Annotated in this window: 29 protein-coding genes, 1 tRNA gene and 1 pseudogene; 12 read left to right on the forward strand and 19 right to left on the reverse strand. The window is 71.5% G+C overall.

The annotated features are described in order from the left end of the window. Positions 1-124: 124 nt before the first annotated feature. The 5 genes from I4I78_RS08865 to I4I78_RS08885 form a co-directional block, all read right to left on the reverse strand. On the reverse strand, positions 125-1,048 hold the full coding sequence (locus I4I78_RS08865; RefSeq protein ID WP_218610754.1) for a GGDEF domain-containing protein: 924 nt from the start codon (positions 1,046-1,048) through the stop codon (positions 125-127). 94 nt (positions 1,049-1,142) lie between these two features. Then, on the reverse strand, positions 1,143-2,204 hold the full coding sequence (gene dusB, locus I4I78_RS08870) for a tRNA dihydrouridine synthase DusB (protein ID WP_374225854.1): 1,062 nt from the start codon (positions 2,202-2,204) through the stop codon (positions 1,143-1,145). A 181-nt stretch (positions 2,205-2,385) separates the two neighbouring features. Continuing rightward, positions 2,386-2,958: a superoxide dismutase family protein gene (locus I4I78_RS08875; RefSeq protein WP_218610755.1), complete on the reverse strand. Its 573-nt coding sequence runs from the start codon at positions 2,956-2,958 to the stop codon at positions 2,386-2,388. Between the two features lie 47 nt (positions 2,959-3,005). Further along, positions 3,006-3,677, reverse strand: coding sequence for a GAP family protein (locus tag I4I78_RS08880; RefSeq protein ID WP_218610756.1), 672 nt, complete (start codon positions 3,675-3,677; stop codon positions 3,006-3,008). Positions 3,678-3,736: 59 nt separating this feature from the next. Continuing rightward, the gene (locus I4I78_RS08885) at positions 3,737-4,369 is read right to left on the reverse strand and encodes a superoxide dismutase family protein (RefSeq protein ID WP_218610757.1); all 633 of its coding nucleotides are present in this window, start codon (positions 4,367-4,369) and stop codon (positions 3,737-3,739) included. Positions 4,370-4,489: 120 nt separating this feature from the next. Here I4I78_RS08885 and I4I78_RS08890 point away from each other — a divergent pair. Further along, positions 4,490-4,562, forward strand: a tRNA-Lys gene (locus tag I4I78_RS08890). Between the two features lie 112 nt (positions 4,563-4,674). On the opposite strand, the gene I4I78_RS34205 is transcribed toward I4I78_RS08890, so the two are convergent. The 3 genes from I4I78_RS34205 to I4I78_RS08905 are packed head-to-tail and all read right to left on the reverse strand — an operon-like array spanning position 4,675 to position 5,886. Beyond that, a complete protein-coding gene (locus I4I78_RS34205; protein ID WP_374225855.1) occupies positions 4,675-5,094 on the reverse strand; it encodes a 2Fe-2S iron-sulfur cluster-binding protein in 420 nt (139 codons plus the stop codon). A 13-nt stretch (positions 5,095-5,107) separates the two neighbouring features. Further along, complete coding sequence (locus I4I78_RS08900; protein ID WP_218610759.1) at positions 5,108-5,581, reverse strand: DUF6640 family protein; 474 nt, start codon at positions 5,579-5,581, stop codon at positions 5,108-5,110. After that, entirely contained in the window at positions 5,578-5,886 is a 309-nt protein-coding gene (locus I4I78_RS08905) for a muconolactone Delta-isomerase (protein WP_218610760.1), read from the reverse strand. Before I4I78_RS08905 ends, I4I78_RS08900 begins: the two co-directional genes overlap by 4 nt. Positions 5,887-6,012: 126 nt before the next feature. Between I4I78_RS08905 and I4I78_RS34210 the strand changes: the two are divergent. Beyond that, positions 6,013-6,114, forward strand: a pseudogene (locus I4I78_RS34210) (TetR family transcriptional regulator); the annotation flags it as partial. Between the two features lie 35 nt (positions 6,115-6,149). On the opposite strand, the gene I4I78_RS32695 reads toward I4I78_RS34210, so the two are convergent. From I4I78_RS32695 to I4I78_RS08925, 4 genes are all read right to left on the reverse strand, one after another. Beyond that, entirely contained in the window at positions 6,150-6,524 is a 375-nt protein-coding gene (locus tag I4I78_RS32695; RefSeq protein ID WP_226379377.1) for a hypothetical protein, read from the reverse strand. Between the two features lie 19 nt (positions 6,525-6,543). After that, positions 6,544-6,831, reverse strand: coding sequence for a tyrosine-type recombinase/integrase (locus I4I78_RS08915; protein WP_218610762.1), 288 nt, complete (start codon positions 6,829-6,831; stop codon positions 6,544-6,546). A gap of 179 nt (positions 6,832-7,010) precedes the next feature. Beyond that, a complete protein-coding gene (locus tag I4I78_RS08920; RefSeq protein ID WP_218610763.1) occupies positions 7,011-7,376 on the reverse strand; it encodes a hypothetical protein in 366 nt (121 codons plus the stop codon). A 579-nt stretch (positions 7,377-7,955) separates the two neighbouring features. Next, positions 7,956-8,633 carry a TetR/AcrR family transcriptional regulator gene (locus tag I4I78_RS08925; RefSeq protein ID WP_218610764.1) on the reverse strand — a complete coding sequence of 226 codons (678 nt, stop codon included), beginning with the start codon at positions 8,631-8,633 and terminating at the stop codon, positions 7,956-7,958. A 119-nt stretch (positions 8,634-8,752) separates the two neighbouring features. Between I4I78_RS08925 and I4I78_RS08930 the strand changes: the two genes are divergently transcribed. Further along, complete coding sequence (locus tag I4I78_RS08930; protein ID WP_218610765.1) at positions 8,753-9,523, forward strand: SDR family NAD(P)-dependent oxidoreductase; 771 nt, start codon at positions 8,753-8,755, stop codon at positions 9,521-9,523. 61 nt (positions 9,524-9,584) lie between these two features. On the opposite strand, the gene I4I78_RS08935 is transcribed toward I4I78_RS08930, so the two are convergent. Next, positions 9,585-10,223 (reverse strand): TetR/AcrR family transcriptional regulator C-terminal domain-containing protein, encoded by a 639-nt coding sequence (locus tag I4I78_RS08935; protein WP_226379373.1) that lies wholly within the window; start codon positions 10,221-10,223, stop codon positions 9,585-9,587. A 65-nt stretch (positions 10,224-10,288) separates the two neighbouring features. Between I4I78_RS08935 and I4I78_RS08940 the strand changes: the two genes are divergently transcribed. Genes I4I78_RS08940 through I4I78_RS08950 form a run of 3 tightly spaced genes read left to right on the forward strand, consistent with a single transcriptional unit; the run spans position 10,289 to position 13,714 of the window. Further along, positions 10,289-11,248, forward strand: a complete 960-nt coding sequence (locus tag I4I78_RS08940; RefSeq protein ID WP_218610767.1) for a zinc-binding alcohol dehydrogenase family protein — start codon at positions 10,289-10,291, stop codon at positions 11,246-11,248. A gap of 40 nt (positions 11,249-11,288) precedes the next feature. Beyond that, positions 11,289-12,512 carry an FAD-dependent monooxygenase gene (locus I4I78_RS08945; protein WP_218610768.1) on the forward strand — a complete coding sequence of 408 codons (1,224 nt, stop codon included), beginning with the start codon at positions 11,289-11,291 and terminating at the stop codon, positions 12,510-12,512. A gap of 5 nt (positions 12,513-12,517) precedes the next feature. After that, the gene (locus I4I78_RS08950) at positions 12,518-13,714 is read left to right on the forward strand and encodes an FAD-dependent monooxygenase (protein ID WP_218610769.1); all 1,197 of its coding nucleotides are present in this window, start codon (positions 12,518-12,520) and stop codon (positions 13,712-13,714) included. 21 nt (positions 13,715-13,735) lie between these two features. Here I4I78_RS08950 and I4I78_RS08955 read toward each other — a convergent pair whose 3' ends face one another. Further along, positions 13,736-14,095, reverse strand: coding sequence for a hypothetical protein (locus I4I78_RS08955; RefSeq protein ID WP_218610770.1), 360 nt, complete (start codon positions 14,093-14,095; stop codon positions 13,736-13,738). On the opposite strand from I4I78_RS08955, the gene I4I78_RS08960 reads away from it, so the two are divergent. Beyond that, complete coding sequence (locus tag I4I78_RS08960; protein ID WP_226379374.1) at positions 14,094-14,633, forward strand: TetR/AcrR family transcriptional regulator; 540 nt, start codon at positions 14,094-14,096, stop codon at positions 14,631-14,633. The two genes, I4I78_RS08955 and I4I78_RS08960, sit on opposite strands and share 2 nt — an antisense overlap. Positions 14,634-14,671: 38 nt before the next feature. On the opposite strand, the gene I4I78_RS08965 is transcribed toward I4I78_RS08960, so the two are convergent. After that, a complete protein-coding gene (locus I4I78_RS08965) occupies positions 14,672-15,067 on the reverse strand; it encodes a hypothetical protein (RefSeq protein WP_218610772.1) in 396 nt (131 codons plus the stop codon). Between I4I78_RS08965 and I4I78_RS08970 the strand changes: the two genes are divergently transcribed. The 4 genes from I4I78_RS08970 to I4I78_RS08985 are packed head-to-tail and all read left to right on the forward strand — an operon-like array spanning position 15,042 to position 18,690. Continuing rightward, positions 15,042-16,226 (forward strand): alpha/beta fold hydrolase, encoded by a 1,185-nt coding sequence (locus I4I78_RS08970; protein WP_218610773.1) that lies wholly within the window; start codon positions 15,042-15,044, stop codon positions 16,224-16,226. The two genes, I4I78_RS08965 and I4I78_RS08970, sit on opposite strands and share 26 nt — an antisense overlap. After that, on the forward strand, positions 16,223-17,140 hold the full coding sequence (locus tag I4I78_RS08975; RefSeq protein WP_218610774.1) for an alpha/beta hydrolase: 918 nt from the start codon (positions 16,223-16,225) through the stop codon (positions 17,138-17,140). The genes I4I78_RS08970 and I4I78_RS08975 overlap by 4 nt, the downstream gene beginning before the upstream one ends. A gap of 2 nt (positions 17,141-17,142) precedes the next feature. Next, a complete protein-coding gene (locus tag I4I78_RS08980; RefSeq protein WP_218610775.1) occupies positions 17,143-17,931 on the forward strand; it encodes an enoyl-CoA hydratase/isomerase family protein in 789 nt (262 codons plus the stop codon). Positions 17,932-17,976: 45 nt separating this feature from the next. Further along, positions 17,977-18,690, forward strand: a complete 714-nt coding sequence (locus tag I4I78_RS08985) for a flavin reductase family protein (protein WP_218610776.1) — start codon at positions 17,977-17,979, stop codon at positions 18,688-18,690. A 17-nt stretch (positions 18,691-18,707) separates the two neighbouring features. On the opposite strand, the gene I4I78_RS08990 is transcribed toward I4I78_RS08985, so the two are convergent. Continuing rightward, positions 18,708-19,328, reverse strand: a complete 621-nt coding sequence (locus I4I78_RS08990) for a CGNR zinc finger domain-containing protein (RefSeq protein WP_218610777.1) — start codon at positions 19,326-19,328, stop codon at positions 18,708-18,710. A 112-nt stretch (positions 19,329-19,440) separates the two neighbouring features. Further along, positions 19,441-20,145 carry an SDR family oxidoreductase gene (locus I4I78_RS08995; RefSeq protein WP_218610778.1) on the reverse strand — a complete coding sequence of 235 codons (705 nt, stop codon included), beginning with the start codon at positions 20,143-20,145 and terminating at the stop codon, positions 19,441-19,443. A gap of 77 nt (positions 20,146-20,222) precedes the next feature. On the opposite strand from I4I78_RS08995, the gene I4I78_RS09000 reads away from it, so the two are divergent. Then, positions 20,223-20,681: a helix-turn-helix domain-containing protein gene (locus tag I4I78_RS09000; RefSeq protein ID WP_218610779.1), complete on the forward strand. Its 459-nt coding sequence runs from the start codon at positions 20,223-20,225 to the stop codon at positions 20,679-20,681. A 23-nt stretch (positions 20,682-20,704) separates the two neighbouring features. On the opposite strand, the gene I4I78_RS09005 is transcribed toward I4I78_RS09000, so the two are convergent. Continuing rightward, positions 20,705-20,905 carry a hypothetical protein gene (locus tag I4I78_RS09005; RefSeq protein WP_218610780.1) on the reverse strand — a complete coding sequence of 67 codons (201 nt, stop codon included), beginning with the start codon at positions 20,903-20,905 and terminating at the stop codon, positions 20,705-20,707. Between the two features lie 112 nt (positions 20,906-21,017). After that, complete coding sequence (locus tag I4I78_RS09010) at positions 21,018-21,965, reverse strand: alpha/beta hydrolase (RefSeq protein WP_218610781.1); 948 nt, start codon at positions 21,963-21,965, stop codon at positions 21,018-21,020. Positions 21,966-21,987: the final 22 nt, after the last annotated feature.

Below are 21,987 nucleotides of genomic sequence, written 5' to 3' on the forward strand. Positions count from 1 at the left end.
GCCGTCCTGCACCGATGCCTCCTCCTGCGCGACCGCTGCGTGCGCGCTCTGCGTGCGGCATACCGGGGGAGCCCGCACGGCTGGGGTGCGACCGCTCCGGCGATCGCTGCCCTGGGCGGGAAGTTTACGGAGCCTCGGACGATGCCGCCGTGCCGGTACCGGCGTCGGCGGGCTGCGGGATCGAACGGCGGCCGGCGGCAGGCCCGGCGAGCTCGACCCGGTCCCCGGCCCCGCGGCGGAACGCGACGGCGTTGCGGCCGGCCTGTTTGGCCGTGTAGAGCAGCAGGTCAGCGTCGCCGATCAGCGGATCCACCTCGGCCGTGGCCACCGGGGCGTGGGTGACCCCGATGCTGATCGTGAGCCGCAGGTCCGGATGCATCGACGACCAGTCGTGCCCGGCGATCCGTTCCCGCGCCGCCTCGCTGATCGCGATCCCGCCGTCGAGGTCCTCGCCGGGCAGGACCAGTGCGAACTCCTCGCCGCCGTAGCGGGCGCAGAACGCGCCCTCGGGCAGCCCGCGGCCGAGCTCGACCACCATCCGCTGCAGCACCCGGTCGCCGAACTGGTGCCCGTGGGTGTCGTTGACCTGCTTGAAGTGGTCGATGTCGGCGAGCGCCACACACAGGCCGGTGCCGGTCGAGGAGTCACCGAGCAGCGCGGCGAGGCGCTCGTCGAGGTAGCGGCGGTTGTAGCTGGCGGTCAGGCTGTCGCGTCGGCTCTGCTCGTGCGCCTCGGCGTGCGCGCGGCGCAGGCGCTCCATCTCCTCCTGCGGGCTGCGCGGCGCGACGTGCTGGCCGTGCAGCAGCCGGACGGCCTCGCGCAGGTGCCGGTAGGCGGGCTCCCACCGGCCGCTCTCGGCCAGCCGCTCGGCGGCCGCGGTGTGCAGCGCGGCCCGGGACGCGGGCGAGCCGGACGCGACGGCCGGGTCGTCGGTCGCGGGGAGGGCCGGCTCGGGGTGCGGTGCGGAACGGGTCCGCTCCGGCGCCCGGCCGGGAGCGCGACGCGCGGCGCGCACCAGCCCGCGCACCGTCCATGCCGTGTCCGTCATCGCCCACCTCCTACCGTTGCTGCTGATGTCGGCGTGGCGGGTGGGGTTCTTGAGGCAATTGCGGTGCAGGGCACCCGAACGCGTGTCCCCCGGCTCAGCCGCCCGAGTTCTCCACCTCGGCGGAGAAGGGAACCGTGTCGTCCTCCGAGTCGTCGAGCCAGTGCTCGGGCAGGACCACCCGGCCGGGTGATCCCTGGCGCCCGCGCGGGCCGTCCGCGTCGGCCGGGAACGGCTCGTCCGGGTCGAGGGTGCCGAGCAGGTCGTCGAGCTCGCCGATGCTCGCGACCATGCCCAGGCTGCGCCGCAGCTCCGGGCCGACCGGGAAGCCCTTGAGGTACCAGGCGATGTGCTTGCGCACGTCGCGGATGCCCTTGTGGTCGCCCATGTGCTCGCAGAGCAGCACGGCGTGGCGGCGCAGCGTCGCCGCGACCTGGCCGAGGTTCGGCGGTTCGGGCAGCGGGCGTCCGGCGAACGCGGCCTCCAGGTCCCCGAACAGCCACGGCCGTCCCAGGCACCCGCGGCCGACCACGACGCCGTCACAGCCGGTGCGGGCGACCATGTCCAGCGCGTCCTGCGCGCTGAAGATGTCGCCGTTGCCGAGTACCGGGACGTGTGACGGCACGTGCTCGCGCAGCCGGGCGATCGCCGACCAGTCCGCGGTGCCGGAGTAGCGCTGGGCGGCGGTGCGCGCGTGCAGCGCGACCGCGGAGGCACCGGCGTCGACGGCGACCCGGCCGGCGTCGAGGTAGGTGAGGTGGTCGTCGTCGATCCCGATCCGCATCTTCACCGTGACAGGGCGGCCCGCCGCGCCCTCGACGGCTGCGCGCACGATCCGTTCGAACAGCCTGCGCTTGAACGGCAGCGCCGCCCCGCCGCCGCGGCGGGTGACCTTCGGGACCGGGCAGCCGAAGTTGAGGTCGATGTGGTCGGCGAGGTCCCGCTCGGCGACCATGCTCGCGGCGGTGCGCATCGCGACCGGGTCGACGCCGTAGAGCTGCATCGAGCGCGGGTGCTCGTCGGCGTCGAACGCGATCATCCGCAGCGTCAGCGGGTTCTTCTCCACCAGCCCGCGGGAAGTGATCATCTCGCAGACGTAGAACCCGGCGCCCTGCTCACGGCACAACCGCCGGAAACCGGGGTTGGTGATGCCCGCCATCGGCGCGAGCACCACCGGCGTCCCGACCTCGAAGGGGCCGATCCGCAACGGCGGCAGCACCCGGTCGCGGGTGGCGGGTTCGGTGTCCGTCCGCCGGTCGCGGACGATGTCCTGCACGGTCACGGGACCGATTGTCCCCCGTGCGCGCCGCGCGCGTGCGACCGCCCTGAGCTCTGCGGTGTCAGAACTCCACGGTCATGCAGGCCGGCCGCTTGCCCGCGGTCCCGGCCTTGCCCGGCTCGGTCATGGTCGCCATGTCGTGCACGATCACCGACTTCGCGCGCCGGTCGGCCGGGAACACCCAGTCGTTGGTGCTGGTCGCGGTGCCGTTGCCCTGGGCGTCGGTGGTGAGGTCGAGCCAGATCTCGTTCCGCGGGTTCGCGAACGCCGGGTCCACGCTGGGCTTCACCGGGTCCTGGTCGAACTGGTAGTGCGCCCCGGCGGCGTCGCCCGCCGACCCACAGGGGTTGACGTGCGCGTGCGCGCCGTAGGTCGTGTTCGGCAGCAGGCCGCGGACCGTCAGCGTCGTGGTCGTCCTCCCGTCGGCGGAGCCGGTCCTGACCGTGGCTCCGGACCCGGCCGGCACCTTCGCCTGGTCGTAGGTGACCGCCTGGACGCCGCCGTCGGTGAACGTGGCACTGACCTCCTTCTCCGACGTCTGCGCTGCGGGCTCGGAGCCTCCACAGCCCACCACGAGGCCGACGACGGGGATGAGGATCACGAATCGGAGCGCGGCGGCGCGGCGGTGGATCATGATCGGAGAGTGTGCACGATCCGGACATCCTGGACTCGCCCCGTCACTCATCCGAGTAGCCCGAGCAGCCCCTTCACCGCGAGGTAGAGCCCCACGACCAGCAACACCCCGGTCACCAGGACCCGCTTGTTCCGTATCCCGAAGGACCGGACCGCCTCGACGACGTCGCGCGTGCCCTGGGGACGCAGGGTCACCAGCGCGAGCGCCGCGATCGGCATCGCGAGCCGCAGGGCGTTGTAGACGACGACCTGGAACACGCCGTTGACCGGCGACGGGTTCGTCTCCAGGATCGCGACCAGCCCGGCGATGTAGAACAGTCCCGGCAGGTTCGTGACCCCGCCGGCGGACGCCGCGGCCGACGCCGTCGGGGTCCGCAGCATCGCGCCGAGCCGGCCGTCGAGCACCGGGCGCTTGTTCTCGCCCGCAGGCTTCCGGTCGCCGAACCGGCCGGTCCCGTAGCCCACCGCGTACACGAGCGCGCCGATCCCGAGAACCAGGTCGATCGCGTACCGGCCGGTCGTCTGCTCGGTGGTCTGCGACGACCCGTCGAACACCGCCACGGCCGCGAGCCCCAGCACGAGGCTCACCGCCAGCCCGGCGATCGTGTACGCGCCGACCAGCCGCCGCGGGTGCGGGGAGAGCAGCAGCGCGTAGACGATCGCGAGCGGTGTCGCCCGCACCGCGCTCAGCAGGCCCAGTACGAGGGCCTCCGGGCTCACCCCGGTCTCCTGATCACCTGCTCACCCTGCCCGAGTGCCGGTGCGCGTGGGGCGGCCGGTCAGAACTTCACGTCGACGCACGCCGAGCGTCCGCCCGCGGTCCCGGCCTTCCCGGGCGCGGTCATGGTGGCCATGTCGTGCAGCACGACCGACTTGGCGCGTCGATCCGCCGGGAAGACCCAGGCCACCGTGCTCTGCGCCCGTCCGGCGCCCTCGGCGTCGGTGGTGAGATCGAGCCAGATCTCGTTCTGCGGGTTCGCGAACGCCGGATCGACGCTGGGCCGGACCGGGTCCGGCCGGAACTGGAAGTGCGGTCCGGCGGCCTCCCCGGTCGCCCCGCACGCGCCGACGTGCGCGTGCGCGCCGTAGGCGGTGTTCGGCAGTAGGCCGCGGACCTGCAGCGTCGTGGTCGTTCCGTTGTCGCCGGACTGTGCCGCCACCGACACCCCGGCGCCCACCGGGACCCGCGCCGGGTCGTAGGTGACCGCCGGCCGTCCGTCCGCGGAGAACGTCGACGAGACCTGGTAGCTCCGGTACGGACCGTCCTGCGCCGGGGCCGCCGGGGCCGCCGGGGCCGCCGGGGCCGTTGGGACCGAGGCCGAGGCCGGGCCCGCCACCCCGGCCCCGAGCAGCACCGCCGCCAGAGGGACGAGAACGGCGATCCGGTGGACGGACGGGCGACGGACGGTCATGACGTCGAGTCTCGTCGCTCGCGACGCTCCGGTCACCGCAAGAGCCACGATGAGGTGGTGCTCGGTCCGCGTGGTGTGGCCGGCCCCCGTAGGCTTGAGCGGCGGCATGAGCGGCCGCGGGGGCCTCTAGCTCAATCGGCAGAGCAGCGGACTTTTAATCCGCGGGTTGTGGGTTCGATTCCCACGGGGCCCACTCATTTGACCTGCGATAACACTGTCTTCTTGATCAGATACGCTCGACTCTTACAATGAAATGGGTTGCTGGTGGCGTTCTGTGTCGGTCGGCAAGGGAACCAGCGGACCGGTCAGACGAGGTATCCGTAGGCACTGTGTACAACGGTCCTCTTCGTTGAGTTGGTGTCCTCGCCCTTGCGGTGGCTCCGCTGCCCGAGGTCTGGTGATCGCGACGTGATCGCGACGCCGGTGCTGGCGTTGGACCTTGCCCACCACGGCGCCGTGAGCGTCGCCGTCGAACCCAGGGACGTAGTGGGCGGTTGGTCATGCGCGCGGCGCGAGCGGTCTCGCAAGCAGGTCCGCGACGTATCCCTAGTCCGATGTCGTTGCCGCGGGGTCTCGCCCCGCATGATCGCGGGAGCGTCGCGGACCGCGTCGACGATGAACTGGTACCCGGTGCAGCGGCAGACGTTGCCGGAGAGGTCCTCGCGGATCTCGGCGTCGGTGGGGTCCGGGTTGTCGGCGAGCATCTCCTGGACGGTGAGCAGGATGCGGACAGAACGGCTAGCGGCCGGCGGGGGTTTGGTGGGCGCGGATGGCCTCGGTGGTCACCGTGCCGGCCAGGCCCCCGAGGGCGATCAGGGACATGAACAACTGAGGGTCGAGGCCGCGGAACTTCGACCCGGTAGCCGCGAACTCGGGGTCCACCGCCGCCGTGCCGGGGAACAGCAGCGCACCCCACATGCCCAGCCAGGCCACAGAAGCCAGCGCGGCGGCCTGCCGGAGGTGCGCGTGGGCGTCGCCGTCGCGCTGGAACAGGACCCGCAGCCCCACCGCGGACACGAGCGGGGACATTGCGATGTACTGCGCGTTGTGGAACTTCGCGTGCGGCGGCCACCGGGGGTTGTGGATGTGCCGGTCAGCCGTGGGTCGGTAGAGGAAATCGGCGATCAACGGGCCGATCCCGATGGCCCCGAGCAGCGAGGCGACCGCGGCCCGGGACGCCGTCGAGGGTCGTTGCGCTCCCCGGCGCGTCACGCCGCCACCGCATTGGCGCGCAGCGGGGTCGGGAACGCCGGGTGGACGGCCAGGGCGGTGATCTCAATAGAGTTGTAGGGGAAGATCGGCAGCGTCCGGAGATGCGCATCGAGCGCCTCGGCGCTCTCGGCGTGCCAGATCCCCAGACTGGTGCCGCTGTCGGGGAGCCGCCACATCCAGGTGATCGTGCCCGAGCCGATGAGGGCCGTCGCGACCTCGCGCTCCCGCGCCATCAGTTCGTCGCGTTCCTCGGCGGACAGCTTTGACAGTTCTCCGGTCGGCGTCGCCTTCACGAGGTAGTCCACGGTGACCTCCTGATCGTTGATCGACAAGGCACGAGACCCGCGAGCGGTGCGCCCGGCGTGATGTCGTGCTGCGACATCACCGTAGCGCTGATGTCGTGATGTGTCATTACTCTTCATCGTCGACCCGTGCCGAGGTGGGAGCAGGGCAGCGAGGAACGCCTGACGGCGGCTGCCCTGCAGCTGCCCCGCGAGCAGGGGTTCGAGAACGCCAGCGTCGTCGAGATCGCGCAGCGGGCCCGGGTCACCAACCGCACGTTCTTCCGCTACTTTGCCGACAAGCGTGAATCCTGTTCGCCGATGCGGACGACTTGCGTGCTGCTCTGGTGGAGGGGGTCCTCCGGGCGTCCGGTGTTGCGGATCCGCCCCGGGTGGTGGTCCGGGTGCTGGCGCAGCACGACTGGGAGGGCCTCGCCCCACGCCGTTCCCGGCAGGAGCGGCAGACCGTCATCGCGGCCAACTCGGAGCTCCTCGAACGTGACCTGCTCAAGCAGCACGTCATGGCGCTTGAGGTCGCCGATGCCCTCGCGCGGCGGGGAGTCGACGAGGGCTTTTTGATCGGCGGGTTCCGGGTTCGATCCCCCGGGGGCCCACTCAATCTCCAGGTCACGGATTCTCACCACGGTCGCTGTCAAGATCACGGGACTACTCCGGGACCGCTTACTTATCCGCGCCGAACATGTCTTCCAGGACCTCGGCGGTCTGACGATCGGTCAGCCGGCGGCTCAGGTACCGGCCCTGCGTCATGCTGATCTTGGAGTGACCGAGCTGGTCACTGATCTTCCGGACAGCCACGTTCGAGTCGTCCAGGAAGCTCGCGACGGTCTTGCGGAGCATGTGACTCACGAGGCCGTCTATCTCGGCATCGTCGCGGACCTGCCGCCACACCCGACGGACGATCGACGGGTCCCGCCAGCCACCGAGCGAGATCGGGAACACGGCCTCCACGCCCGGGCCCGATCGCCAGGCGCCGTCGCTTCAGCACCGTCACGGCCCAGCTCGGTAGCGGCACGAGGCGCTCACCCTTCCGACCCGACTTCGTGGACGGCATGCGGAGCAGGCTCACGCCGGTTCGACGCACCAGCCGCCACCGGATCTCGACCCACGCCGGCCCCGTCGCTCGCTCACTACACCTCCGGCCCGTTCGCGGCGCCGGGTCCGGCTACCCGGCCCCGGGCGCAGCCAGCGGGCGCCCATCCTTCAGAGGCAGGCTCGTCCGTCACCCCCATGACCGCAGGGGAGCCCTCGTCGACATCGTTGGGGTCGTGCCCGGCCAGGCGAAGCAGCCCGAGGCCGTCGTGGTCGACACACACATACAGCACGTAGGGCCGCCCCACCTCGTCGCTGTTGGCCCACTCCATGACGGCATGGATGTCCTGGACACCGCGGATCTCGTACTCCTCGGATGCCGTGCCCTCGAAGAAGTAGACGCGGTATCGGGGTGAGTCGATCTTCCAGGTCTGGTCTCGCGGGTCGACTCCGACGATCTCCATCCGGACACCCTGGCAGTGCTCACGGAGTCGGACAACAGAATGGTCCAGCAGCGTGATCGAACGTTGCGGGCTACATCGACTGAATGCCTCCGGCGGCCGGGATCCGCCCGAACCCGGCACCACTCGGAGATCAGGGGAGTGCGGTGGGCCGGTGATCTCCTCGCGGCGCGCCGAGACGCCTGCCAGCCCGAGGAGCGAGGAGATCACCACCAGGTCCGAACCGTGCGGGAGGAAACCCGCGCGGGATACTTCTCGAAACACAGAACAGTGCGACAAAGCCGGAAACGACCGCATGCGAACCCGGGGACATCACCTTGGCTAGCGAATGGTCTGGCTCTTCGCTATCGCGAAGTCTGTTCGTGACACTATTTCAGATGCTGACCGACGCTTCGAGGCCCAGCCGGAGCGCACGCGCTGTCCACCTACGGCGATTACCCGAAGAAGCACATCCGTCCGCTCATCGGAACGGTCCAGGTCGGCGCGCTTGACGCGGACGTCGTCGACGCGTTCTACGCGGAACTCCGACCCGACCGCACCGAAGCGACCTGCAGCGTCTGCTCCTGCTCGCCGTCTCGATCATCAACCTTCGCCGTCCCGTCGCCCGCCCCGGGCCTTGAGAGAAGGCACCGAGTGTCGTGCGTGCACGGTCAGCGCGGCCTCCTCGACCGCACGGGCCGTGCTCGCCGCGTCCGGATCCCAGTCGAGCAGCAGCATCCGGGGCCACAGGACGTAGTTGGCGATCATGCCGAGGAACTGGGTGGCCACGAGGTCGGCGTCGTCGAACTGGAGGGTGCCGGCGCGCTGCTCGGCGAGCAGGTGGTCGCGCACCGAGTCGAAGAACGGCATCTTGCCCAGGTCGAAGTGCGTACGCCCGAGTTCGGGAAAGCGCGGGAGCTCGGCGATGACGATGCGGAACAGGTCGGCCATGCCGGGGCGGGTCAACAGGTCCGCATACCGGGTGCCGAGCGTCGACAGGGCGGCCAGGGGATCGCCGGGCACGGGAGGGGTCTGCTCGTCCTCGGTGGCCCACGACGTGGTCACCATCGCGCTGAACAGCTCGGCCTTGGTCGGGAACTGCTTGAACAACGTGGCGCGCGAGACCCCGGCCTCAGCGGCGACCTTCGCCAGCGACGTGCCGTCGTAGCCGAGATCGAGGAAGAGCCGACGAGCAGCACCCAGCAACGCCTCCCGGTTCCGCAAGGCCAGGTCGCGGTGATACCGCGTCGCACCGGATGCCACCGACTCGTTCCCGTCCATCGCCACCCATCATGCCGGAACTCGACCCACGAGGCGAGCCGCTTGACTCACCTCTTCGACCGTGGTCGACTCGATTGTGAGGTGAGCGGATCGACTCACCACGTGGCGAGGAGGAGACGATGGGACGATTCGACGGACAGGCGGTGCTCGTGACCGGCGCCACCGGCGGGATGGGGCGCAGCCATGTGCAGGCGTTCCACCGCGAGGGTGCCGCCGTGGTGATCGCCGCGCGCGACGAGGCGGCCGGGGTCGCGCTGGCCGAGCAGCTCGGGGACAGAGCGCTGGCGGTCCGCCTGGACGTCACCGACGAGCAGCAATGGACGGCGGCGATCACCGCGGCCGAGCAGCGATTCGGGCCGATCTCGGTCCTGGTCGCCAACGCCGGAATGCAGCATCCACCGACGCTGCTCGAGGACGCCGACCGCAGCGTGTGGGACACCGTCACCGCCGTGAACGTCACGGGCACCGCGCTCGGCATCCGAGCGGTCGCCCCCTCGATGCGCCGCGGCGGCGGCGGCGTCATCGTCACCGTCGCCTCGACCATGGGCCACGGTGGCACGGCCGCGTTCGGACCCTACGTCGCCACGAAGTGGGCCGTGCGCGGACTGACCCGGACCGCGGCGCTGGAGCTGGGGCGCGACGGCATCCGTGTGGTGTCGCTGACCCCGGGGGTGGTGGCCACACCGTTGATCACCGAGCCGCTCGCCGAGGGGGTGCCGGCCATCGCCGAGGTCTTCGACCCCGAGCCCTTCGCCCTCCCGCGGATGGGTGATCCGGAGGAGATCAGCCGCGCGCTCCTGTTCCTCGCCTCTCCCGACGCCGCCTTCATCACCGGTTCGGAGCTCGTCATCGACGGCGGGCTGCTGCTCGGCCCGGCACTGCCGGCCTGAACAGTCGCGGCGGCGGCGGCGGCGGCGATAGCGATGGTGCTGGTGCGTCGGCGCGGACGGCTCACGCGTCCGGTCGAGCGGCGAGACCGTCGAGAACGATGCCGAGATGCCTTTCGAACCGCTGGTCGCCGTCGTCGTGGAGGTGTCCGGCCTCCTTCACCAGTGATGCGCCCTCGCCGAGCCAGGCGTCGCGCTCGGTGACCGAGTAGCGCGCCGGATCGGTCTCGGCGGACTGGCGCCGCTCCTGTTCCTCGATGACGAAGCCGACGACGAACGCGGTGACCACGTCGACGGCGTCGTCGGCGTCGGCGGGCTTCCAGCCGGCTGCGGTCCAGCGTTCGAACAGCGGCTCCTTCATGCGGACCACATCGGGGTCGGTGAGCCGGGTGCCGCTGAAGATGCGGGCCCCGTCGCGGTGGAGCAGGTACTCCGAGCGCAGGACGCGGGCGTAGGCGGCGAGGTCGTCGCGCCAACCGTCACCCGGCGCGACCGCGGCGAGGGCGCTGCTCACCCGGCGCATGACCTCGGTGGCCATCTCGTCGAGCAGCTCCTGCTTGTTGTGCACGTGCCAGTAGAGGGCGGGGGCGCGGACGTCCAGCCGGGAGGCGAGCGCGCGGACGGTGAGGGCGTCCATGCCCTGGTCGTCGAGGAGCTCGAGCGCCGCGGTGACGATCCGCTCCCGGGTGATGCCCTTGGTCATGATTGACAACTTAACGGTGTTCAGGCACGCTGGCTACAGCATTGAACTTAGTTAAGGAGATCCTGATGCGTGCTGCCGTCGTCACCGCCCCCGATGCGTCACCCGTCTGCGGTGACGTCCCCGAACCGACGGTCCCGCCCGGTCACGAGCCGCTGAACCTCGTCGGGGCCGGCCTGCACAACATCGTTCGCGGGCTGGCCACCGGGCAGCACTACGGCCGCGGGCAGATGACGTATCCGCTGGTGCCGGGCATCGACGCGGTCGCTCGCACCGGCGACGGGCGCCTGGTCTACACCGGCTACGCGCGCCCGCCCTTCGGGACGATGGCCGAGCGGTTGGTCGCTCCCTTCCAGGCGGAGGTCCCGGCGGGTGCGGATCCGCTCGCGATCGCCGCGGGCATGAACCCCGGCCTGTCGGGCTGGATGGTCCTCACGTCGCGGCGCAAGGAGGTGGGGGCGTTGGGCACCGTGCTGGTGCTGGGCGCCACGGGGATGTCGGGCAGCCTTGCCGTGCAGGGGGCGTTGGCGCTCGGGGCGGAGCGGGTCATCGCCGCCGGGCGCGATCCGGAGGCGCTGGAGCGGCTGCGCGGCGCAGGAGCGACGACCGTGTCGCTGACCCACGACGGACCCGACGGCCTGGAGAAGGCCCTGGCCGATGCGGTGTCCGAGACGTCGCCCGGCCTCGTGCTGGACTACCTGTGGGGGCCCGTCGCCGAGGCCGCCTTCGCCGTGCTGGGGCGCAGCGGCGAGGACGCCGAGGCGGACACCGCCTACGTGCAGATCGGCTCGCTCGCGGGCCTGGAGGCGTCGCTGCCCGCGGACCTGCTGCGCAGCCGGCGGATCCGCATTACCGGGAGCGGTGTCGGGTCGCGGTCCGCCGAGGAGATGCTCGCCGAGGCGCCGGAGGTCATGGCCCGCTTCGCCGACGGGTCCCTGCAGCTGCCCTACAGCGCGTTTCCGCTGAGCCGGGTCGGTGAGGCGTGGGCGCACACCGGCCGCAGCCGCGCCGTCATCGTGCCGGACTGAGCCGTCCATCCAGGAGAACGTGATCGGAGAGGGCAGAGCCATGCAGAAGAGAGCACTGGTGGTGGGGCTCGGGATCGCCGGGATGTCCGCCGCGATCGGGCTGCGGCAGGCGGGTTGGACGCCGGTGATCGTCGAACGGGCACCCGAGCGTCGGACGGGGGGTTACTTCATCTTCATGTTCCCGGAGGGTGTGCGGGCCGCGGCCGATCTGGGGGTCGCCGACCACCTGCACACCCGCAACCCGGAATGGAGACCGGGCGGGGACTCGTGGTCGGTGGACCGTCGGGGCAGGCGGAAGCCCGCTCTGGGACTGCTGGACACGCCCAGCGGGCTGGCGGCGGTGCTGCGCGGCGACATCGAGGCCGCGTTGTGGCAGAGCATCACCGGCGATGTGGTCGACGGCGGGATTGAGGAACCGGTCGAGGTGCGGTTCGCGACCACTCCGGTCGAGATCACCGAGGGCGCCGGCGGGGTACAGGTCCTGCTCGAGGACGCCGGCACCGGGAAGCAGTGCCGCGAGGACTTCGATCTCGTGGTCGGCGCGGACGGGTTGCGCTCGAGCGTGCGCCGGATGGTGTTCGGCCCGGACGAGGACTACATGGCGAACTGGAAGGCGATGATCTGCGCGTTCCAGCTGACGGAGCAGGTGCCCTCCTACGAGCCGAGCGACAGCATCATCGTCGCGCGCCCGAGGCGTGCGATGTGGGTGTTCGGACTCGCCGACCACGCGCCCTGCGCGTGGCTGACCTACCGGACCGAGGACATCCCGGACCGGTTCGCCGGGTCATCGATCGAGCAGGTGCGCGCGGCCTTCTCCGGGATGGACGACGACCCCGTGGTGCGCCACGTCCTGACCTCCCTCGAGGAGGCCCCCGACCACGTGTTCGACTCGATCCACCAGGTGAAGATGCCCCGGTGGAGCGCGGGCCGGGTCGTGCTGGTGGGGGACGCGGCCTGGTGCATGAACACCTACTCGGCCATGGGCTCGTCGTCCTCGCTACGCGGTGGCGCCGCACTGGGCGCGGCCCTGCAGGAGCACCCCGACGACCTCGACACCGCTCTCGAGGCCTGGGAGGCCGGCCTGCGTCCCTACGTCACCAGCCAGCAGCGTTCCGCACGGGCCAAGCAACAGAGGTTCGTTCCGTCCAGCCGCCCGGTCGAGGTGCTGGGGTCGGTCGTCCTCGATCTGGTCCGCAGGGTCGTCCACCGCCGGATGACGGCGGAGCACACCGCATCGTCGGCCCTGTCCGGCACGGCGCGGTGACGGCCATGCGGAAGCGAGCGCTGGTGGTGGGACTCGGGATCGCGGGGATGTCCGCGGCGATCGGGCTGCGCCGGGCCGGTTGGACGCCGGTGATCGTCGAACGGGCGCCGGAGCGGCGTACCGGGGGCTACTTCGTCGGGTTGTTCCCGGAGGGTCGGCAGGCCGCGGTCGACCTGGGGATCGCCGATGCGCTGCACACCCGCAACCCGGAACGGGCGGCGGGCGCGAACTCGTGGTCGGTGGATCGTCGGGGTGGGCGCAGGCCGGCTCTGGGATTCCTGGACCAGCCCGGCGGGCCGTCGGCGGTGCTACGCGGCGACATCGAGGCCGCGCTGTGGCAGAGCATCACCGGCGTCGAGGTGCGGTTCGCGACCACCCCGGTCGCGATCACCGAGGGCCCTGCCGAGGTGCAGGTCCTGCTCGAGGACGCCGGTACCGGTGCGCAGTACACCGAGAGCTTCGACCTGGTCGTCGGCGCGGACGGGATGCGCTCGAGCGTGCGCCGGATCGTGTTCGGTCCGGACGCGGACTACCTGACGACGTGGAACGCGATGATCTGCGCCTTCCAGCTGAAGGAGCAGGTGCCCTCCTACGGGGCGAGCGACAGCATCATCATCGCGCGCGCCGAGCGGGCGGTGTGGGTGTTCGGGCTCGCCGACCACGCGCCGACCGCGCTGTTGACCTACCGGACGACGGACATCCAGGAGCAGTTCAGCGGGTCGCGGGTCGAGCGGCTGCGCTCGGTCTTCTCCGGGATCGACGATCCCGTGGTCCGGCACGTCCTGGACTCGCTGGACGAGGCCCCCGACCACCTGTTCGACTCGGTGCACCAGGTGCGGATGCCGCGGTGGAGCACGGGGCGGGTCGTACTGGTGGGAGACGCGGCGTGGTGCATGAACCTCTACTCGGGTATGGGTGCCACGTCCTCGCTGCGCGGCGGCGCCGCACTGGGCGTGGCCCTGCAGGAGCACCCCGACGACCTCGCCGCCGCTCTGAACGCCTGGGAGGCCGGGCTGCGTCCGTTCGTCACCGGGCACCAGCGCTCCGCGCGGCTCAAGCAGCAGATGTTCGTCCCGTCCAGCCGTCGGGCCGAGGCACTGCGCTCGGTCCTTCTCGGTCTGGCCCGCCGGATACGGAGCCGACGGCCGGTGATGGAGACGGGCGGGCCGCAGGCCCCCGCGCTGTCCGGCGCGTCGCGATGACGACGACGTCCGCGTCGAGGACTAGTCGTTGTCGGGGTCGGCCGTGCCGCCCACGGACGCGACGATGTCCGGGATCTCCTGGCGAGGGCCCGTGGTGAGGTCGGCGGGCGGGCAGAACACGAGGTTGCAGCCGGGTGGGGCGTACGGCCCGATCCCCACGCCGTTGCCGAGGACCTTCGGATCGAGGTAGTTGGCGGGGTCGAGGTTCGGGCTCGCCGCATCGGGGGTGTAGGGCCCGGGGTCGGGGACGTTCTGGTCGCGGACTCCGCGCATGAGGATGCGGAAGAAGTTGTAGTACAGGTCCGCGCTGGGGCTGGCGCTGGCGATGGCCTGCGGGTCGGGCGCCTTGTCGCCGAGGAGTCCGGTCCAGGTGACCGTCATGTCGAGGCTGGGAATGAATGCGATCACCCAGCGGTCCACGGCCACCAAGGCCACGTACTACAACCGGTTCGGCAGCAAGGACGACCTCTATGCCGCGTGCCTGCGCCGCGAGGCCGAACGGATGCGCGCCCATCTGGTCACCGCGTACGAGTCCGCCGACGTGCTGGGCGTGTCCGAGCAGCTCGAGGGCGACATGCTCGCCTTCTTCCGCCATGCCGCCACCAACCCCGCCGGCTTCACGTTGCTGTTCGGCCCCGAGGCCGCCGGCCCCGCGGCACGCATCCGGCAGTCGCTGCTCGACGCGATCCGCGAGGAGGTCGCGCGGCGGGTCCGCCGAACCCTCGACGCTCACCACCCGCACGCCTCGGCGTCCGCCGACATGATCGCCGCGATGATCATCGGCGTAGCCGTCCACGGCACCTACCAGGCTGTCGTCGTCGAACCGACCAGTCCGGAACGAGCCGGTGCGATGGCGAGCTCGTTCCTCATCGCCGCCTGGCGCAACATGGACCCCGAGGTCCTTGTCGACACACCGTGAGTGCAGGGGCCGAACGGCTCACCCAGCGACAACCGTCTCTACTCGGTCGTGCCTGTGAGCGGCCGTCGTATGTCCTGGCCGTGGACGACGACCTCACCCAGCCACGCCGGCGTGTGGCCCGAGGCCGCGACCGTGCTGTCGACGACCGCACGGAAGCGCTCCAGCGTCTTCGCCGGTGTGGCGCCCCTGCGCTCGGCCAACCGCCGGTCGTTGTGGACGTCGAAGTCGGAGCGCGCCGCGAGGACGCTCCGGAACCACGGAATCCACCGATGGACGCCGGAGATCACCAGGAGGCCGGGCGAAGGGCCGACCGCGCTTGACATAGGTAACTGAACTACGACTATGTTGATAGTTCCTGGAGGGCGGCCCGGCTCGATCGCCCGGCCCTGATCGGAACGAGGTTCGGCGATGCCGCAGAGCACGTCCTTGACCACGGTCTTCGTGCACGGGTTCCTCGACGACGCCGCGGTGTGGAGGCCCGTGCTGAGTCACCGGTCCTGGCGAACGCCGAGCGTGGTGGCCGAACTGGCGGGGATGGCCGGTCGACCGGACGTCGATGGGCCGTACACGCTGGCCCGGCACACCTCCGACGTCGTCGATCTCGTCGACGGGATCACCGGGCCGGTGATCCTGGTCGGGCAGAGCCTGGGTGCCCAGGTGGCCGAGCTCGCGGCGACGCGGCGTCCGGACCGGGTGGTGGGACTGGTGCTCGTGGCGCCGGTCCCGCTCGCGGGGAGCCGGCTGCCCGCGGAGGCGGTCGCGCCGTTCAAGGCGCTCGGCGGCGACGGCGAAGCCCAGCGCGCCGTGCGGCTGCAGCTCTCGGTCGGGTTCCCGGCCGAGGAGCTCGAACGTCTCACCGTCGCCGGCGGGTCGACGACCGTCGACGCCGTCTCCGACACCGTCGACGCCTGGAACGACGGTGATCCGGCCGGCTCCGCGAGGTCGACGGTCACTGCGCCGGTGCTGGTCCTCCGGGGAAGCCGGGACCCGTTCGTCACCGCGGAGATGCTCGAGTCCCAGGTGGTGCCGCGGTTCGCCCGGGTCACCACGACAGAGGTCGAGGGTGCGGGGCACTGGCCCCACATCGAGCGCCCGGAGCTGGTCGCGTCCTTGATCGACAACCTGGTTGCGGGAGCCACCGAGGCCCCCGCGGCGGGACAGCAGCGCAACACGTCCGACGGGGTCGACGAGCACGGCTGGACCACCGCGTTCGCACGCCGAAGCCCCACCGCGTTCACCGACACGTTCGCCCCGGGCGTGGTGCTGCAGGCTTCGGTGCTGCGCGCTCCGGTCCGGGGCGCCGACGCGGTGTCGCAGGTGATGGCCACGGCCAGCGACATCTACACCTCTCTCGTGTTCACCCACCAGGCGCGCAACGGCGAGCGGACCTATCTGGAGTGGAACGCGACCCTGCACGACGGCACCGAGGTCAGCGGGGTCACCCGGCTGGTGGCCGATGCGCAGGGCCGCACCCTCGACATCGCCATCCATCACCGCCCGCTCGACGGCGCACTGACGTTCTCCGACGAGCTCGGGCAGCGCCTCGAGGGGCGCATCGACCGCGACACGTTCCATCGGACAGGAGCAGCATGACGAGCGCCGCGTTCCATCGGCAGGACACCGAGTTCACGGCGGACGACGGCACCGTGCTGCGGGGGTGGCTCTACCTGCCCGACGGTCCGGGACCGCACTCGGCGATCTCCATGGCCCACGGGTACGCCGGGACCCGCCGGCACGGGCTGGAACCCTTCGCCGAGGCGTTCGCGGCCGACGGCCACGTCGTCCTCCTGCACGACCACCGCGGGTTCGGCGACAGCGGCGGTGAGCCCCGCCAGGACATCGACCCCTGGACCCAGATCGCCGACTGGCGCCGGGCACTGTCCCATCTCGAGTCGCTACCGGACGTGGACAGCGAGCGCCTGGGCCTGTGGGGGACCAGCTACGCCGGAGGCCACGCCCTCGTCCTCGGCGCCACCGACCCGCGGCTGCGCGCAGTGGTCGCGCAGGTTCCGACCGTCAGCGGCGCCGAGCAGACCCGCCGCCGGGTCCGGCCCGAGGACCTCGCGGGCTTCCGCGCCGGGCTGCTCGACGATGAGCGCGCCCGCGCGGCCGGTCACCCGCCGGCACGGCGCGCGATCGTCTCCGACGATCCGGCGGTCCCGGCCTCCTACCGCGCCCCCGACGCGGTGGCGTTCTACCTGCAGGACCTCCCGGCCGGCATCTGGGCCAACGAGGTCACCGTGCGCTCGACCCACGCCGCCACCACCTACGAGCCCGGGGTGTTCGTCGAGCGGGTCAGTCCCGTGCCACTGCTGATGGTCGTCGCGACCCACGACACCGTGACGCTGACCGACACGGCGCTGGCCGCATACGAACGAGCCCTCGAACCCAAGCGCCTGACGTTGATCCCCGGCGGCCACTTCGACCCCTACGTCGCCGAGTTCGCCGCGGCGAGCGGAGCCGCCCGGGCGTGGTTCGCCGAGCATCTGCCGAATCGGAAGGAGTGACCATGTCCCACCTGTCGGTGACGTTCGAGAACGATGTCGCGACGCTGGTGCTGCACAACCCCCCACAGAACCGCATCGGCACCACCATGGTCGACGAGCTCGACGCCGCCCTCGGCGAGATCGCGGCCGGTCAGGCGCGCGCGGTGCTGCTGCGCGCCGAGGGCCCGGACTTCAGCTTCGGCGGGGACATCGAGCCCTGGCCCGGCTGGGAGCGCCAGGAGATGCGCGGACACTTCGAGCACTTCCTGCAGACGTTCAACCGCTTCGAGCGGCTCCCGATCCCCACCATCGCCGCGGTCCGGGGACTCTGTTTCGGCGGCGGGCTGGAGCTGGCCGTCCGCGCCGACCTGATCTTCGCCGGTGCCACGGCCCGCTTCGGGCACCCCGAGCAGTCCATCGCGATCGTGACCCTGCTCGGCGGGATCTACCGCATCGCCGAGCGGGCCGGACGCTCCCGGGCCATGCGGTGGGCATTGACGTCCGAGCAGGTTCCGGCCGCAGAGATGGAGCGTTTCGGCGTCGTGGACCGGGTGGTCGACGACGACGCCCTCGACGAGGAGGCGGCGGCGTTCGCCGCGCGGCTCGCCACCGGACCGACGCTCGCGCACGCCGCGCACAAGTCGCTGCTGCGTACGTGGGCCGTCGGCGGGGTCTCGGCGGCCGACGAGGCGATCTTCGACGTCGCGATGCCACTGTTCGCCAGCGCCGACACCCGCATGGCCATCCCGGCCGCCGTCGACGCCCTGCACGCCGGCCGCCCCCGTCCGCCGATGCCGTTCGAAGGTCGCTGAGATGACCCCGACGGATCCGCGCGCCGTGTTCCCCGGAGGTTCCTGATGATCATCGACACGTCCGAGCTCGACGCCACCGCCGCCTACAAACTGCTGATCGGCAGCATCGTGCCCCGGGCGATCGGGTGGGTCAGCACGCTCTCGGTCGACGGCGTCGCCAACCTGGCCCCGATCTCGTTCTTCACCGCCGTCGGTCGCAAGCCGCCGATGGTGTCGCTGACGATGCAGCCGCGCTCCACCGGCGAGTTGAAGGACACCTTCACCAACATCCGGGACACCGGTGAGTTCGTCACCAACCTCGTGTCGCTGCCCCAGGCCCACCTGATGCACCGGACCGCCCAGGAGTTCCCCTCCGACGTCGACGAGTTCGACGCGGTGGGCCTGGAGAAGGCGCCGTCGGAGGTGGTGGCGGCGCCCCGCGTGCGGGACGCGCCCATCCACTTCGAGTGCCGCCTGGAACGGATCATCCCGGTCGGCGACCTCGACGACCACGTGGTCTGGGGGATCGTCGAGCGGGTGCACCTGCGCGACGACCTCTACCTCGACCGCGGCCGCGTGGACACCGCCGCCCTGGCCCCGGTCGGGCGGCTGGCTGCTGAGTACACGCTGGTGGAGAACGTCTTCACCACGCCGCTCGACGAGGGTGTGCTCGACGCCCGCGGTGGGCGGATGCGCCGCCTGGACGAGTACGACCCGGAGTTCAGCCCCATCGACACCGACGCCTGGTCGCCTTCGGGATCGGTACGCACCGAGCGCTGAGCGGCTCGTCCGCGGCTTCAGCGACCGTCGGCCCCGGCCGTCGCGGACGCAGCGGCCCGCCGGCGGGCCCGGGAGGCACGAAGGTTGGCCGCGTTGCCGCAGATCCGCACGTCGTGCCATGCGCCGCTGTTGTTGCGGGAGCGGTCGTAGAACGCCACCGCGCAGCGATCGTTGCGGCAGGTCTTCAGACGCCGCCAGGTGTCGGCCCGCTGGGCCTCGAGAACCTCGATGAGGACCTGTCCCACGACGGCGCGCCAGCTCTGGCCACGGGGCTGCAGGCTCACCGTTCCGTCGGCGCCGAGCGCGAGCCCGAGCGAGGCGGTGCGCAACTCCGGTGTGCCCGCCGCCGATCCGGTGTCACGGTCGGCCGTGAAGACGACGCCCCTCAGGTCCGAGCGAAGCGCCTGCAGCTCCTCGAGCCCCCGTTCGTCGAGGCCGGCCGGGGGCGCCGCACGGCCGGTGGCGTGGGCCCAGCAGGCCATCGCGGAGTCCAGCCAACCCTGGGCGGTCTCGACGTCCTGGAGGAGATCGACGTGTCGAGGGCGTCCGGCGGGGATCGTGTTCATCAGCTCCTGCACGAGCGACAGGCCGCCATCGGCCACGGCGGTGTCATAACGTGACGTCGCGGGCCAGGCCATGGCCTCATGGTAGCGCGGAACTGCCTCACGGACTGATGCGTCGACGATACGCCACTGTCGTGGGCTGTCGCGGGCTGTCGCGGCAGCAGCAACTGGTTCGTCGCGGTCGGGGTCAGGCGAGGTTCGGGTAGAGCGCGGCGACGCCACCGGACAGTCCGGCCCGCACCTGCCTGCTCAGGTCGTCGGCGAGGATCTCCGCCGTGCCGGCCTCGAGCTGGTCGAGCGTGAGCTTCGCGACCGCCGCGGGGTCGGACTTCGGGTCGTCGATCCCGGAGGCGAGGTCGGTGTCCATGTAGCCCACGTGCAGGCCACTGACGCGGATGTTGCGGGAGGCGAGCTCGATCCGCAGCGCGTTGGTCATCGACCATTCCGCCGACTTCGCGGCGCTGTAGGCGGCCAGGGAGGGAAGGGTGAACCACGACAGCACGCTGAGCACGTTGAGGATGGCTCCGCCGCCGTTGGACTCGATCACCGGCGCGAACGCGCGGGTGACGCCGAGGGTGCCGAACACATTGGTCTCGAAGTCGCGGCGCACGTCCGCGAGCTCGCCGGTGAGCAGCGGGGCCCCGGTGGCGATACCGGCGTTGTTGATCAGCACGGTGACGTCGCGGGCCTGCGCGGCCGCGCGGTCGACCGAGTCGGCGTCGGTGATGTCGAGCGTCATCGGTCGCACTCCGTCGAGGTCCACCGACTCCGCCCGCCGGGCCGCGGCATACACCGTCGCGCCCCGCCCGACGAGCTGTTGTGCCAGGTGTCGCCCGAAGCCGCGGTTGGCGCCGGTGACCAGGACGGTGCTGGAACTGAGATCGAGCGACATGGCAGGTCTCCTCTGAGTTGGAAATTCCAAGCTAGCAGGCTGAAACGGATCGGCCAACTCAGAGGTAGCCTGCAGGCATGGCGAAGGCGATTCGAGGTGGCGAGACATGCGCGATCGCCCGGACGACCGATGTCCTGCGGGACCCGTGGACGTTCCTGATCCTGCGTGAGGCGTTCGGCGGGGTGACCCGCTTCTCCGACCTGCGCGCCAACCTCGGCGTGGCCAGCGACGTGCTGACCCAGCGGTTGGACTCGCTCGTGTCGGCGCAGGTGCTGCGCCGCGAGCAGTACCGGGAGGCCGGCAGCCGGACCCGGTCCAGCTACCACCTCACCGAGGCCGGCGCCGAGCTGAAGATCGCCGTCGCGGCGCTGCAACAGTGGGGAGACGCCCACCTCCCGGTCGAGTGCGGCCCGACCGTGGCGCGCCGCCACCGGTCGACCGGCGTCCCGCTCGAGGTCGCGTTCGTCGACCCCGACGGGCGTCGGGTCGACCTCGTCGATGCCGACTTCGAACGCACGGCTGCATACCCGACGTGATCAGGGCCGGTTCTCTCCGGTGTTCAGGCCGGGGGCTCGTCCGCGACGGGGGTCGAGGTCGAGGCGTCCCCGTCGTCGGCGCCGTGCTCGGCGTCGTCGTCGCGTTCCTGGTCCGCGGTCGAGCCGAACACCCGCTCCTCGACCGTGTCGAGGGCCTCCTCCGGGTCCTGCGTCGGGTCCTCGGGCATCTCGTGGCGTCTGTCGGGCGATTCCGCGCTGCTCATCCCGGGGGGTTCCCCGCCGCGATGCCCGGTACGCCCCGCAGGACCGACGGGATGTCCGCGCCGCGGAACCGTCCCGGTGCGCGGCCGGGCCGCACACCGGGACGGGACGGGCTCAGATGCCGAACGCCGACCGGACGTTGGCGCCGGCCTGGTCGTAGGAGCTGCGGGTGTGCTCGAGCGCGCCCATCATCCACCAGAACCCGTGGATCATCGTGGGGTTGTGCTGGTGGTCGGCCGGGACGCCGGCGGCGGTGAGGGCCCTGGCGTAGGCGGCGCCCTCGTCGCGCAGCGGGTCGAAACCCCCGGTGATGACGGTCGCCGGCGCCAGCCCGGACAGGTCCGCAGCCCGCAGCGGGGAGGCCATCGGGTCCTCGATGTCCGCGGGACCGCGCAGGTAGTGGGCGTAGAACCAGTCCATCGCGCTCTTGGTGAGCAGGTAGCCCTCGCCGTTCTCGACCCGGGACGCGTACTCGCCGCCCGCGTCGACCGCCGGGTAGATCAGCAGCTGGTGGACGAGCGTGGGGCCGCCCCGTTTCACGGCCAGCTGGGCGACGACCGCGGCGAGGTTGCCGCCCGCGCTGTCGCCGGCCACCGCGATGCGGGCGGGGTCGATGCCCAGGGTCGCGGCGTTGTCGGCGACCCAGACGGTCGCGGCGTAGCAGTCCTCGGGGGCGGCCGGGAACGTGTCCTCGGGGGCCTTGCGGTAGCCGACCGAGACGACCGTCGCCCCGAGCGTGTTGACCAGCGACCGGCACGGCTTGTCGGCGACCTCGATGTCGCCGATCACCCAGCCGCCGCCGTGGAAGTAGACGAGCACCGGCTGCGGGCCGTCGCCCGGGGCGCGGTAGACCCGGACCGGGATGTCGCCGGCCGGGCCGGGGACGGTGGCGTCGGAGACGCTCGCGACGTCCTCCGGCTCGCCCTCCAGCCCGATGAACGCCAGCGCGGCCTCCCGGGCCTCCGCGACCTCCATCTCGGAGAAGTCCTTCATCCCCTGGGCCTCCATGGCCGCCAGGAGTGTCTGTGCCTGCGCGTCGAGTGTCTGTGCGTCGAGCGTCATTGCCCACCTCGGATCTCGGTAC

The organism is Pseudonocardia sp. KRD291 (assembly GCF_019263595.1).
Classification (GTDB): domain Bacteria; phylum Actinomycetota; class Actinomycetes; order Mycobacteriales; family Pseudonocardiaceae; genus Pseudonocardia.